14 protein-coding genes are annotated in these 13,151 nt (G+C 64.3%); 7 read left to right on the top strand and 7 right to left on the bottom strand.

The annotated features are described in order from the left end of the window. Positions 1-69 precede the first annotated feature (69 nt). Entirely contained in the window at positions 70-1,419 is a 1,350-nt protein-coding gene (locus NKH54_RS20670) for a PQQ-dependent sugar dehydrogenase (protein WP_353028794.1), read from the top strand. 24 nt (positions 1,420-1,443) lie between these two features. Here NKH54_RS20670 and NKH54_RS20675 read toward each other — a convergent pair whose 3' ends face one another. Further along, entirely contained in the window at positions 1,444-2,349 is a 906-nt protein-coding gene (locus tag NKH54_RS20675; protein ID WP_353028795.1) for a hypothetical protein, read from the bottom strand. Between the two features lie 177 nt (positions 2,350-2,526). Here NKH54_RS20675 and NKH54_RS20680 point away from each other — a divergent pair, with 177 nt between their 5' ends. The 3 genes from NKH54_RS20680 to NKH54_RS20690 all read left to right on the top strand — a co-directional run bounded on the left by NKH54_RS20680 (position 2,527) and on the right by NKH54_RS20690 (position 5,124). Continuing rightward, a complete protein-coding gene (locus tag NKH54_RS20680; RefSeq protein WP_353028796.1) occupies positions 2,527-3,144 on the top strand; it encodes a LysE family translocator in 618 nt (205 codons plus the stop codon). Positions 3,145-3,323: 179 nt separating this feature from the next. Further along, positions 3,324-4,298: a cysteine synthase A gene (cysK, locus tag NKH54_RS20685; protein WP_023681236.1), complete on the top strand. Its 975-nt coding sequence runs from the start codon at positions 3,324-3,326 to the stop codon at positions 4,296-4,298. A 199-nt stretch (positions 4,299-4,497) separates the two neighbouring features. After that, complete coding sequence (locus tag NKH54_RS20690) at positions 4,498-5,124, top strand: glutathione S-transferase family protein (protein ID WP_023681237.1); 627 nt, start codon at positions 4,498-4,500, stop codon at positions 5,122-5,124. 9 nt (positions 5,125-5,133) lie between these two features. Here NKH54_RS20690 and NKH54_RS20695 read toward each other — a convergent pair whose 3' ends face one another. Together NKH54_RS20695 and NKH54_RS20700 are read right to left on the bottom strand one after the other, a co-directional pair. After that, positions 5,134-6,378, bottom strand: a complete 1,245-nt coding sequence (locus tag NKH54_RS20695) for an RNA polymerase sigma factor (RefSeq protein ID WP_023728752.1) — start codon at positions 6,376-6,378, stop codon at positions 5,134-5,136. 7 nt (positions 6,379-6,385) lie between these two features. After that, the gene (locus tag NKH54_RS20700; protein WP_023681239.1) at positions 6,386-6,754 is read right to left on the bottom strand and encodes a YciI family protein; all 369 of its coding nucleotides are present in this window, start codon (positions 6,752-6,754) and stop codon (positions 6,386-6,388) included. A gap of 235 nt (positions 6,755-6,989) precedes the next feature. On the opposite strand from NKH54_RS20700, the gene NKH54_RS20705 reads away from it, so the two are divergent. Continuing rightward, positions 6,990-7,295 carry a RidA family protein gene (locus NKH54_RS20705; protein WP_353028797.1) on the top strand — a complete coding sequence of 102 codons (306 nt, stop codon included), beginning with the start codon at positions 6,990-6,992 and terminating at the stop codon, positions 7,293-7,295. Positions 7,296-7,414: 119 nt separating this feature from the next. On the opposite strand, the gene NKH54_RS20710 is transcribed toward NKH54_RS20705, so the two are convergent. From NKH54_RS20710 to NKH54_RS20720, 3 genes are all read right to left on the bottom strand, one after another. Further along, entirely contained in the window at positions 7,415-7,669 is a 255-nt protein-coding gene (locus NKH54_RS20710; RefSeq protein WP_353028798.1) for a hypothetical protein, read from the bottom strand. A 63-nt stretch (positions 7,670-7,732) separates the two neighbouring features. Next, entirely contained in the window at positions 7,733-8,158 is a 426-nt protein-coding gene (locus NKH54_RS20715; protein WP_353028799.1) for a thiol-disulfide oxidoreductase DCC family protein, read from the bottom strand. A 179-nt stretch (positions 8,159-8,337) separates the two neighbouring features. Continuing rightward, a complete protein-coding gene (locus NKH54_RS20720) occupies positions 8,338-8,487 on the bottom strand; it encodes a hypothetical protein (RefSeq protein ID WP_196813601.1) in 150 nt (49 codons plus the stop codon). A 345-nt stretch (positions 8,488-8,832) separates the two neighbouring features. On the opposite strand from NKH54_RS20720, the gene ku reads away from it, so the two are divergent. Together ku and ligD are read left to right on the top strand one after the other, a co-directional pair. Next, complete coding sequence (ku, locus tag NKH54_RS20725; protein ID WP_352537487.1) at positions 8,833-9,699, top strand: non-homologous end joining protein Ku; 867 nt, start codon at positions 8,833-8,835, stop codon at positions 9,697-9,699. Between the two features lie 11 nt (positions 9,700-9,710). Then, positions 9,711-12,221 carry a DNA ligase D gene (gene ligD, locus NKH54_RS20730; RefSeq protein WP_353028800.1) on the top strand — a complete coding sequence of 837 codons (2,511 nt, stop codon included), beginning with the start codon at positions 9,711-9,713 and terminating at the stop codon, positions 12,219-12,221. A gap of 108 nt (positions 12,222-12,329) precedes the next feature. Here ligD and NKH54_RS20735 read toward each other — a convergent pair whose 3' ends face one another. Next, positions 12,330-13,019: an ArsR/SmtB family transcription factor gene (locus NKH54_RS20735; RefSeq protein WP_023732798.1), complete on the bottom strand. Its 690-nt coding sequence runs from the start codon at positions 13,017-13,019 to the stop codon at positions 12,330-12,332. Positions 13,020-13,151: the final 132 nt, after the last annotated feature.

The following is a 13,151-nucleotide window of genomic DNA, read 5'->3' on the forward strand; positions in this document are numbered from 1 at the left end:
TTTGCGGCGGCCGCACAATATCTCCCTTGTGCATGACGCGCCGACCGGCGCGAGTTCGAGGAGAACAGCATGATCCGGATTGCCGGCTTGGCAGGCCTTGCCCTGCTTCTGGCCACCAGCGCCTTCGCCCAGGAGGCCGATCAACCGCTGCTGACCGGCAAAGACGCTTTCGGCGACTGGACGGCCGACAAGCCAGGTGTGCGCCGGCTGATCAAGCCGGATGATCTGCAAAAGCCCAACATCACCGAATCCGCCTCCAACAGCGCCGGCCTTGGCGATCGGCCCGAGGGCGCGAAGCCCGTCCTGCTGCCTGGGTTTTCGGCCGAACTGGTTGCTTCCGGCATTTCCAATCCGCGGGTCGTGCGCGTGGCGCCGAACGGCGACCTGTTCGTCGCCGACAGTGACGCCAACCAGATCCGCGTCTATCGGCTGGCCAAGGGTAGCGCGAAGCCGGCCGAAGAGGGCATTTTTGCCGACAATCTCAACCAGCCCTATGGCATCGCCTTCTACCCGCCTGGCGACAAGCCGCAATGGGTCTACGTCGCCAACAACGACAGCGTGGTCCGCTACGCCTATCGCGACGGCGACCTTAAAGCCTCCGTCGAACCGGAGACGATTGTCTCCGACATCCCTACCGGCGGCCACTGGACCCGCGATATCGCCTTCTCGCCGGACGGGAAGACGCTGTATCTCTCGGTCGGCTCCGGATCGAACGTCGCGGAGGGCATGCAGAAGGCACCGAATGGCGGCCTTGACGCCTGGGCAAAATCACAGCCACTCGGCGCCACCTGGGGTTCCGAGGATGGCCGTGCCGACGTGCTGGCCTTCGGCCCCGACGGCAAGAATGGCCGCATCCTCGCTACCGGCCTGCGCAATTGTTCGGGCATGACCGTGCAACCGGCCACCGGCGCGCTGTGGTGTGTCGTCAACGAGCGCGACGGTCTCGGCGACGATGTGCCGTTCGAATATGCCACCTCAGTCAAGGACGGCGCCTTCTATGGCTGGCCCTGGTATTATATCGGCGCCAACGAGGACCCGCGTCACGAGGGCGCGCGCCCAGACCTCGCCGGCTCGGTCACCGTGCCCGACGTGCTGATGCAGGCGCATTCGGCGCCGCTCAACATCGCCTTCTATGACGGCGGCAATTTCCCGGCAGAGTACAAGGATGACGCCTTCGTCGCCCTGCACGGCTCCTGGAACCGTGGTATGAGGACCGGCTACAAGGTGGTGCGGCTGAGATTCAGCGACGGCAAGCCGACCGGCGAGTACCAGGATTTCATCACCGGCTTCGTCCTCTCCGACGACGCCGTCTGGGGCCGGCCGGTCGGCGTCGCGGTGGCCAAGGACGGCGCGCTTATCGTCACCGAGGATGGCAACGGCACCATCTGGCGCATCACCCATGTCGATGGCCCATCCTGAGCCGGCGAACAGCGCAATCCGGCCCTAATGCACGTCCCGATGGATCACCTTGGGATAGGTATGGATCACCTCGGCAGATGAGACGCGGTCATCGAAACCGGTATCCCTGAGATTGAAGAGGCCGACCGAGCCGAAGGACTTCTTCGCCCCTTGCGCGAAGCGGCCGTCGCTGAAATCGTGTTCGTAAAGCGTCACCGTGACGTGGCCAGCATTGAGCTTCGGCACGTAAACACTGCTGATGGTGTCGTTGGCGACGCCAAGCTGGTTGACGTTGAAGCGATAGAGGTCCTGCACCATGCGCCGGGCCGCATTGCCATTGATCATCCAGTACTCGCGGCGCGAAGCGCGGTTCGGGTCGATGAGTTTGAGCGGCGCCTTGCGGCCAAGCCCGAGCCAGTGCTCGAACACCATCACATTGGCGCCCCAGGGATAGGGATAGTTGGACTTGTCGATGATGCGTGGCGGGCCACCCTCGGCAATCTCGGCGGTATCTACATAGTCCAGCCATTGCAGCTGGAACGACGCTTCCACGTTGAGGTTGGTGTTGCGCGGATCGGCAGCAATGATGCGCCAGTCCGAGACCGGGGGATATTTGGTGTCGAGGTCGATGTAGAATTCGCCTTTGGCGGTGTCGTCGGGGTCTATCTTTTGCGGTCCGTCACGCTCGATCGCCACCAGCCGCACCTTGAAGCGGTTGTTGACGACCAGCGGATAGATCATCGGACGAACGGGGTAGGCGCCAGGGTTCCGGCTGTCGGTAAAATATCCAGTCTGCGGAACGACATCGCTATCGCACTTGTCGAACAGGCTGAAAGCCTGACGCCCCTCGAACCACAGATACCATTCCAGCTCGTGGACGTGACCGCGTGCTTCGGAATAGTTGTTGGGCATCCACTTCATGAGCTGGATGTGAAGTCTTTTGGCTAACATGGGTGCTCCTGCCGTTCGGAGCCATGCGAGATAGCCGACCGCCTTCGGGGCGTAAGTGAACCATCTCTCGCTTCAGGCGAGGATGACCGGCTTTCATGCCCTGCTTGGCGCAATCGAATCCGTTTTGCCGTTGCAGGCTTTCATGGCATCAGAGTCGTTTCACGAGGTGCGACCGTCATGACCCTCACCGGCTTCCTTGCCTATAGTGCTGCGCTGGGCATCGCCGCCGCCATTCCCGGGCCCGGCGTCACCGCGCTTGTGGCGCGGGCGCTCGGATCCGGCTTCCGCTCATCGCTGGCGATGTCGTTCGGCCTGATGCTCGGCGACCTCATTTATCTCACCGCGGTGGTGCTCGGCCTTGCCTTTGTCGCGAAAAGCTTCGGCATGGTGTTTCTCGCCATCAAATGGCTGGGCGTCTCCTATCTCGCCTTCCTCGGCTGGCGTTTCTGGACGGCCGGGATCACGCCCGAGACTGTCGAGGCCAGGAAAGGCAAGGGCGGCCTGGTATCGAGCTTCCTTGCCGGCCTCACCGTCACGCTGGGCAACCCGAAAACGATGATCTTCTACCTCGCCATCACGCCGACCATCGTCGACCTGAAGACCATCACGCTCGTCGACTACGGCATCCTGGTCGCGCTCACCGTTATCGTGCTCTTTGTGGTGCTGGTGCCCTATCTTGCGCTGGCCGCCAAGGCGCGCTGGTTCCTGAAATCGCCACGCGCGCTGAAGGCGCTGAACCGCACCGCCGCCGGCTTCATGGTGGGCGCGGCCGCTGCCATTGCCGCACGTCAGTAGATCGGTTCAGGCCCATCCATTCCGCCGATCGGTCCATCCGGAAAATGCGGCTTGAGGAGACAAGCGTTTTCAGCAAGCGGCCCACTCGATATTTTCGGCCGGCAGCCTATCTTGCGCGGGCGAAAGCCCTATTCTGTCCGCCGACGCCAATTGCCTGATCTGATTTGGGAGCGAAACTAATGAACAAGCCTTCCGCGCGCGCGCCCGGCCGCGGCCGTGTCTACAACTCGATCACCGAGACGATCGGCGACACGCCGCTGGTGCGGCTCGACAAGTTCGCCAAGGAGAAGGGCGTCGTTGCCAACCTTCTTGCCAAGCTCGAATTCTTCAATCCGATCGCCTCGGTCAAGGACCGCATCGGCGTTTCCATGATCGAGGCGCTGGAAGCGTCGGGCCGGATCAAACCCGGCAAGACGACGCTGATCGAGCCGACCTCGGGGAATACCGGCATCGCGCTCGCCTTCGCCGCCGCCGCCAAGGGCTACAAGCTGATCCTGACCATGCCCGAAACCATGTCGGTGGAGCGCCGCAAGATGCTGGCGCTGCTGGGCGCCGAACTGGTGCTGACGGAAGGGCCGAAAGGCATGAAGGGCGCCATCGCCAAGGCCGACGAACTGGCCGCCACCCTGCCTGACGCCGTCATCCCGCAGCAGTTCGAAAACCCGGCCAACCCGGAGATCCACCGCCGCACCACCGCCGAGGAGATCTGGAACGACACCGATGGCGGGGTCGACATCTTCGTCGCCGGCATCGGTACCGGCGGCACGATCACCGGCGTCGGCCAGGTGCTGAAGCAACGCAAGCCCTCGGTGCATGTCGTCGCCGTCGAGCCGGAGGCCTCGCCGGTGCTGTCGGGCGGCCAGCCCGGCCCGCACAAGATCCAAGGCATCGGCGCCGGCTTTGCGCCCAAGATCCTCGACACCTCGATCTATGACGAGATCGTCAAGGTCTCCAACGAGGATTCGGTCGCCAACGCCCGCCTCGTCGCCCGCCTTGAAGGCGTGCCGGTCGGCATCTCGTCGGGCGCTGCCCTGCAGGCCGCCATCGCCGTCGGGTCGCGGCCGGAGAACAAGGGCAAGAACCTGGTGGTGATCATCCCGTCCTTCGCCGAGCGCTATCTGTCGACGATCCTGTTCGACGGGCTGGGGGCTTAACGTCTTAACTGGATAGGCGGCGATCCTTCGCACCCCCCTCTGCCCTGCCGGGCATCGGGGGTGCTGTCCCTCCGACATCGGAAGTCTCATGGCTGGACCGCAGAAAACCCGGCCGTGGCGTCCGCCACCGGCTTGAGCGGGAGGCGGCTTCAGGGTCAAATCGCCCCGGCCTGCTTCGCGCGGGCAGGGGGAGAATCACATGTACAAGCTTTACACGCGCCCAGGCAGCGGCGGTTTTGTCGTCGAGGCCGCATTGGCGCTGGCAAACGCGCAATTCGACCAGATCGATGTGCCCAAGAAGGATCCGCCGGACCCGGCTTTCCTCGACATCAGCCCGTTGAACCAGGTTCCGGTGCTGACCTTGCCCAACGGTCAATCGATAACCGAATCGGCGGCGATCTGCATCCTGCTTGCCGAGCGCCATCCGGAGGCGGGTCTGGCGCCGGCCGCCGGATCGCCGGATCGCGCCGGTTTCCTGCGCTGGATGGCGTTCATGTCATCGGTGCTCTACCCCGCCATCCTGCGCCTCTACTATGCCCATCGCTACACCGCCGATGCCGACGGCAAGAAAGCCGTCAAGCAGGCAGCCATTGCCGAGATGGACCGCGGCTTCGCCATTGTCGATGCAGCCCTCGAGGGGCGCGGCTGGCTGGTCGGCGACGCGATGTCGCTGGCCGACATCTACCTCGTCATGCTGGTGGCCTGGCACCCCGATATGGACAAGGCGCGAGCCGACTGGCCGAACATCGAACGCTTATGGTCGGCGCTGCGCGCGCATCCGCTGATGAAACGGCTCAACACCACGCATGAAATGTGGCCGGCCTGAACGGACGCTTCAATTTCGCAGGATCGCCCGTTTCGCCTGCAGGAAGCGGCGCACGGCGGGGTCGCGTTCAAGGCCGATCGCCCGGTCATAGGCTTCGACCGCTTGCGCCGCATTGCCGAGCCTGGCCAGCAGGCCGGCGCGAGCGGCCCAATAGGGCTGATAGTCGTTGAGCCGCTTGTCGTCGCCCAGCACGTAGAGCGCCGCCAGTCCTGCCGCCGCCCCTTCGGCCTCGGCAATCGCCACGGCGCGGTTGATCGAAATCACCGGCGAGCCTGATATCGCCGACAGCGCATCGTAGAAGTTACGGATCGCCGCCCAATCGGTTTGGCCGGTCCGTCGCCGCGTCGCATGCACCGATTGTACCGCCGCTTCGAGCTGGTAGCGGCCGATGACGCCAATGGTGGCGGCGTGGCCCAGCAGCGACTCGGCTTCGTCGATCAGCGCGTGATCCCAAAGACGGCAATCCTGTTCGGCGAGCGGCACATAATCTCCAGCCGCATCGCGCCGCGCCGGGCGGCGCGCCTCGGCAAACAGCATCAGCGCCAGCAGGCCGAGCGCTTCCGGTTCGTCCGGCATCAGCGATGCCACCAGCCGCCCGAGCCAGATGCCTTCGGTCGCCAGATTGCGCGCTCTCGTCTCGGTCCCTGCCGGGTCGGTCCAGCCTTCGGCGAAAGCCGCGTAGATCGCTTCCAGCACCGTTCCCAGCCGCTCGCCGAGTTCGGCGCGATCCGGCACGCGGAACGGAATGCCGATCTCGCGGATGCGGCTCTTGGCGCGCACCAGACGCTGGCCCATCGTCGCCGGCGAAACCAGGAAGGCCGAGGCGATTGTCGCCGCGTCGAAACCCAGAACCGTCTGCAGGATCAGCGGCGCCCGCACGCTGGCTTCGATCGCCGGATGCGCACAGGCAAACATCAGCCTGAGACGTTCGTCGGGAAGGTCTTCGTCTTCCATGCTCGCCTCCATCTCCTCGGCCATCAGCTTGAGATGGTCGCGGCTCGCCTCGCTGGTCAGCCGACGGCGCACCGCGTCGACGCGCCGCCGGCGCGCCACGGCCAGCAGCCATGCTTCCGGCTTCTCGGGCACGCCGGTCTGTGGCCAGCGCTCAAGGGCCGCGGCAAAGGCCTCGGCCAGCGCGTCCTCGGTGCCGGCTACGTCGCGGGTGCGCGCAGCAAGGTAGGCGACCAGCTTGCCGTAACTCTGCCGGGCGGCCGCTTCGGCCGCCGCCCGCGCGATCTCCGGGCGATTGTCCATCACGGTTTCATTTCTTGGGCATGTAGTCGGCCATTTCCCAGATCGGCCGCAACTCGACCGTGCCGGCGCTCGCCGCCGGACAGCGCGCCGCCCAGTCGATGGCGGTATCGATATCGGCCGCCTCGATCATGTAGAAGCCGGCAAGCTGCTCCTTGGTGTCGGCATAGGGGCCGTCGATCACGTTGGTCTTGCCGTCTGTGATCCGCACCGAGGTGGTCGCCTGGGTCGGGCGCAACCGTTCGCCGGCGAGCCATGCGCCGGATTTCTTCAACGCCTCGGTATAGGCGGCATATGCTGCGCTCATCTGCTGAGCCTTCTCGATTGGCGTGTTCGCCTGCGCGGCTTCGTCGCTGTTGATCAAAAGCATGTATCGCATGGGTCTTCTCCCGTGGTTTCGAAGGCCGCGTCCTAGCGGGGCCAGACGTATGTCGCGCGGCGGCGGCCGATTTCGACAGGCTTCAGAAAAAACTTTCGCCTCCGCCAGGAGATTTCGCAAGGACCAGATGTTCCTTCGTCTGCTGGCGGATGACCGGCAGCGGACTGGCCGTGGCTCCGCACAGCACTATCCTCTGTCGTTGGCGGGCAGGTCACACGAGGCATGGGAGAAGAGAATGGAACTCGTGACCCACAAGAAATTCAAGAACGGCCGGTTGATGCCATGGGGCAAAGGCACGGTCGTCAGCGGTGCGAAAGGCACCGTCTATCTCTGCGGCAACACCGCGACATCGGCTGACTACGATCCGGCCGGCAAGAAGGGTGGCGGCTTCGCCGGCAATGCCGCGGCGCAGTGGCGGGAAGTTCTCGGCAACATCAAATCGGATCTGGAAGAACTTGGCAGCGGGCTCGACCATCTCATCAGGCTGACCTTTTTCGTCAAAGGGCCCATTTCCCGACGGCGGCGTCCTCAGCTCGCCTAATTTTCGTCTCGACGTGCTGGACGCGTTTTTCGGCGAGCATTGTCCGAAGCATTGTAGCGACAACAATCCGCCGCCTTCGGAGGTAATCGGCGTCGCAGCGCTTGCCCAGGCAGACATCGTCATCGAGATCGTCGCCGTCGCGGCGCTGCCGGACTGAGGCGCGAACGAACAGGCCGGCCTTGCGCGAGGTCGCCGTTGCGATCGAAGCGCGCCGGCACGAGCTGCGCCGCCGCGCCGGTGCGGGCGTTGCACCAGGCCTCGGCCTTGCCCAGTGAGCGCCCGGCGACGAGCAGGATCAGGCGTGGCTCGCTCTCCAGCAATTGCACGATGCGGCCGCCGAAAATGCCATAGCCGCCAACGACCAGAAGCCTCATCGCGCCGCACTTTTTCGTATGTCGTTTTCCCAGAACTGGAGGTCACTTTTGGGTGACATGCGATTAGCCGATCACGCGCGCACGTATCGCGGCGGACAGGATCTCGCAACTATCCTTGCGGCCGAACATGGCGTAGCGTTTTTTGGCGATGCGTTCGTAGAGCCAGTCACGCAAGGGGCGCGGGATGAGCAGCAGCGCTTTCGCCGCCCGCCACGGCCAGCCCAGTTCGGCCATCACCGCGATGAAACTGTCCAGCCGCATGAAGGGAGCGCCGCCGACAAGGACCAGATTGGTCTCGTAGCTGTCGGTGCGCAGCCCGTATCTCTGGAACAGCTCCTCGCCGAAGGGCGACTGCGCCGTGGCGAAGCGGAAGCGGTTTTTGCGGTCGAGCCCGACCACCGTGCGTACGAAGCCCGAGCACAGCACGCAGACGCCGTCGAAAACGATCAATGGCTGGCTGGCATCGAAGGGTTCAGGAGAAGAAGTCACGGGACGTCCGGCAGCTTGTGTCTTCAGACACTAAGCCCGCCGGCAGCGGGATCAAAGCCGCGGCGTTGTCGCACGGCTTCTCGCGGCCAGCGCGGGGCGCTCGGCGCGATAGGTGGTTGCGCGGGGATCGGCCTCCGGTCTGCAGATCCGGCTGTCGTGACGCGTTTCGAATGTCATGATCAGTGCGCGCCGAGCGAGCTGCCGCGACGGGCGCAGGCCGGACCCGGGCCGCGCATGTAGTAGCGCTCCGGCCGATAGGTCGGCGCGATGAACTCACGGATGGCGGCGGCATAGCCGGCGATGTGGCCCCAGAATTTCATTTTACTCAAGTCCCTGTCCCGATTTTCGGATGTCCCGTCCGATTGCGGGGATCATAGCGTCGAGGCGTGAATAGTCGGTGAACACGATGTTAATCTTTGGTCGAAAACCCCATGCTTCGTGGCCGGAATGCGGCTGTTTGGGGGTCTTTCGGTGTGGTTCGTCGCCATTTCCGGCATTGTGACTTTTGCATCACATATGTTTCGTCTGGATGTCGCTTGAGCGCGGTTCTGTTTCAGATTTGGCGAGCCTCTCGAAATTTCCATGCTCGCTGCCGAAATGCCCCTGGTTGCGCGCCCGGAACCGGAACGGGCCTTGCCCGTTCTCGCTTGAACCGCATCGCGCAGGAGTTCGCCATGGCACCTCGCCCCGCCTGGAAGGGCTATCTGAAACTGTCGCTGGTCACCTGCGCTGTCGAACTGACCAACGTCGTCACCCACGCCGAAAAAGTTTCGTTCCGGGTGCTCAACCGCAAGACCGGCAACACGGTCAAGCGCATCTATGTCGATTCTGAAACCGGCAAGCCGCTGGGCGATGGCGACGAGATCAGGGGCTATGAGGTGAGCCCCGGTGAGTTCGTCCATATCGAGGACGAAGAGATCGAAGCGGTGCAGATCGAGTCCTCGCACACGATGGCGCTGGACGGCTTCGTCGACAAAGCCTCGATAGAGCAGATCTATCTCGACACGCCCTATTATGTCACGCCCGCCGACAAGGTGTCGGAGGAGGCCTTTGCCGTCATTCGCGATGCCATGGCGGACAAGAAGATGGCCGGGCTGGCGCGCGTCGTGCTCTATAGCCGCGAGCGGCCCGTGGTCATCGAGCCGCGCGGCAAAGGCATGGTGCTGACCACCTTGCGCTACGGCAACACGGTGCGGGAGCCGGAGAGCATCTTCGGCGACATCAAGGCGGTGAAGACCGACCAGGAGATGACCGATATGGCCGAACGCATCATCGACAAGAAGAAGGGGAAGTTCGATCCGTCGACATTCGAGGACAAGTATGAGGACGCGCTGCTCGAACTGATCCGCGCCAAGAAGGCCGGCAAGAAGGCGCCGAAAGCGCAGGCCGCGCCCAAGCCGTCCAATGTCGTCAATCTGTTCGACGCGCTGAAGAAGAGCCTGTCCGATGGCGGCCAGGCGGAAGGCCCGGCGAAGAAGGCCAAGCAGGCGGCAAAAAGCGGCAAGGCGAAAGCTTCTGCGCCCAAGCGCAAGTCGGCTTGAGGGTCGGCGCCGTGGCCAGCCTCGAACAATATCAGTCCAAGCGCGATTTCAAGAAGACGGCCGAGCCGGCGGGCAAGGTCGCGCGCGGCAAACAGCCCGGCGGCATCTTCGTCGTCCAGAAGCACGACGCGACCAGGCTGCACTATGATTTCCGCCTCGAGCATGAGGGCGTGTTGTGGAGCTGGGCGGTGACGCGAGGCCCGAGCCTCGACCCGCACGAAAAGCGGCTGGCGGTGCATGTCGAGGACCACCCGATCGACTATGCCGGCTTCGAGGGCACCATTCCCAAGGGCGAGTATGGCGGCGGCACCGTCATCGTCTGGGACGAAGGCACATGGACGCCAGAGATCGACCCCGCCAAGGCGATGAAGAAGGGCCATATCGACTTCGAACTCAACGGCCAGAAGCTGAATGGGCGGTGGCATCTGGTCAGGTTAAGACCCCGCCCGGGCGAAAAGCGCGACAACTGGCTGCTGATCAAATCCGACGATGCCGCCGCCCGCCCCGGCGAGGATATCCTGAAGGACGCACCGAAATCGGTGAAGTCCGGCCTGACCATCGAAGAGGTCGCGGAAGGCAAGACCGCCGACGGCAAGAAGCCGAAGGTCTGGCACTCCAACAAGCCCGCGGCATCCAGCAAGGCGAAAGCCGGCAAGCGCCTCGACTTCGTCGAGCCGCAGCTGGCGACGCTGGAGCGCGAGGCGCCGCCCGGCGAGGACTGGCTGCATGAGGTGAAGTTCGACGGGTACCGCATGCAGGCGCAGATCGCCGGCACGGAGGTGCGGCTGCTGACCCGCACCGGCCTCGACTGGACGGAGAAATTCGGCCCCGAGATCGTCGCGGAACTCGCCCAGCTGAAATGCAGCGACGCCATCATCGACGGCGAGATCGTCGTGCTCGCCGACAGCGGCGTTTCGTCTTTCTCGCTGCTGCAGCAGGATCTCTCCGCCAATCGAACCGACCGCTTCACCTACTATGTGTTCGACCTGATGCGGCTTGACGGCAATGATTTGCGCCGCGAGCCGCTGGTCGAGCGCAAGCAGGCGCTGCAGGAGCTGCTCGGCGAGACGGCCGAAAATGCCGCCGTCCGCTTCAGCGACCATTTCGCCGAGCCCGGCAAGATCATGCTGCAGCACGCCTGCCGCATGGGCCTCGAAGGCATCGTCTCCAAGCGCGCCGATGCGCCCTATCGCAGCGGCCGTGGCCCAAGCTGGGTTAAATCGAAATGCACGGCCCGCCAGGAATTCGTCATCGGCGGGTATCTGCCCTCGGACAAGACCGGCCGCGGCCTGCGTTCGCTGCTGGTCGGCTACCACGAGGGCGGCAAGCTCCACTATGCCGGCCGCGTCGGCACGGGCTTCACAGCCAGGAGCGCCACAGATTTGAAGAAAAAACTCGATGCGCTGAAGGCAGACGCCTCGCTCTTTGCCGCCGCCGTGCCGAAGGGCAAGGGCCTGGTCTGGGTCAGGCCCGAACTTGTCGGCGAAGTGGAGTTCCGCAGCTGGACCTCGGACCGTATAATACGCCACGCGTCGTTCCAGGGACTGCGCGAGGACAAGCCGGCGGAGGAAGTCGTGCAGGAAAAGCCATCGAAGGCGGCGAACAAGGCGAAGCCGGCGGCAAGCAGCGCCGGCAAGGCCGCCGGGGCTAAGGCGCCCGCGACGATCACGACCAGCGTAAAACTATCCCATCCCGACAAGCTGCTGTGGCCCGAGGAAAAAATATCCAAGCAGGCTTTGCTTGAGCACTACGCGCTGGTCTGGCCGCGCATGGAGCAGTTCGTCGTCAACCGGCCGCTCAGCCTGGTCAGGGCGCCGGATGGCATCGGCGGCCCGCGCTTCTTCCAGAAACATGCCTCGGCCGGCATGAGCGACAAGATTGCCCGCATGAAGGACCCGACCGATGGCGAGGAAATCCTGTTCATCCGCGATTTCGACGGCCTTGCCGCTCTGGTCCAGTATGGCGTGGTCGAGGTCCACATCTGGGGCTGCAAGATCGAGGAGCTGGAAAAGCCGGATCAGATCATCTTCGATCTCGATCCCGATGAAGGCGTCGACGTCAAGGCGGTGCGCGAGGCCGCACTCGACATCAGAGGCAAGCTTGACGACCTGTCGCTGCCGAACTTCGTCAAGCCGTCAGGCGGCAAAGGCTATCACGTGCTGGTGCCGCTGAAACCCTCGGCGGATTGGGAGGAAGTCAAAACCTTCTCCCATGATTTCGCCAAGGCGCTGGAGCAGGCCGCGCCCGACCGCTACACGGCGACGCTGTCGAAAAAGGCGCGCACCGGAAAAATCTTCGTCGACTATCTGCGCAACGGCAGGGGTTCGACCACCGTCGCGCCCTACTCTTCCCGCGCCAAGAAGGGCGCGACGGTGTCGATCCCGGTGACGTGGGCGGAGGTTGAAAAGGGGCTGGCGCCGAATTCCTTCCCGATCGGGGGCAAGACGACGCTGAAGGAACTAGCGGAGGCCGATCCGTGGGTGGACTTTTTCAAGCAGGGGAAGGTGCTGAAGCGGGGGTGAGCGTCGCGCGCCTCACCTGCTACGCAAGCGTTCCGTCACACCCCCCTCTGTCCGGCAGGACAGAGGGGGGTGCTGTCCCACCAGCGTCGCCCAATTAGCGCCTGCAAACTAACCCAAAAACACCCGCTCGAACGCCTGCTTCCCCGGCGGTGAAAACACCACCGCGCGGCTGTCCTTCTCCCGCCTTGCCCATTTCTCCGACAGGATCTTGTCCAGAATAGCCGCGCCGAGCGTTCCCGCGAGGTGCGAGCGGCGCACGCTCCAGTCGAGACAGGCGCGGCAGACCGGCCGGCGCGGCTTGGCGCCGACATCGATGCCGATGGCGGAAAAATGCGATGCTGCCGACGGCCCGAGCCGGATCTCCCCGAGCCTGATCTCATTGTCGTCGCGCAACAGGATGCCGCGCGCGACGAACCGGTCCAGCATCGCCACCGCCTGCTCGCCGGCGAGGTGGTCGTAGCAGACGCGGGCCACGCGCATGGCGCCGTCGCGCGGGCCGGGCCGCACCCGCTTGGGGCCGACCGCTTCGGCCACCCCGGTGATCGCCTCGATCATGCCGGCAACCTGCGGCCCGGCGAGGCCGTAATAGCGATGCCGTCCCTGGCTGGCCAAAGTTAAAAGCCCGCCCTCCATCAGTTTCGACAGATGCGAGGACGCCGTCGGCAGCGAGACGCCGGCCTCCAGCGCCAGTTCGCTCGCCGTCAAAGCCGTGCCGCCCATCAGCGCATTCAGCATGTTTGCCCGCGCCGGATCGCCGACCAGGCTGGCGATGCGGGCAATGTCGGGTCCTTCACGCATAGTTAGGCCTCCATCGAAGCATTCTCGTCAGATAAGCATTATTGTCGGGCGGGATCAAGGAGAACGCCGATGCCAACCGCTTCCGCCCCACTCGCCAGCCGCCGGCCGTTCCCGTTCGTCACCTGGCTGTAA

It is taken from the genome of Mesorhizobium sp. M1004 (genome assembly GCF_040318795.1).
GTDB lineage: Bacteria > Pseudomonadota > Alphaproteobacteria > Rhizobiales > Rhizobiaceae > Mesorhizobium.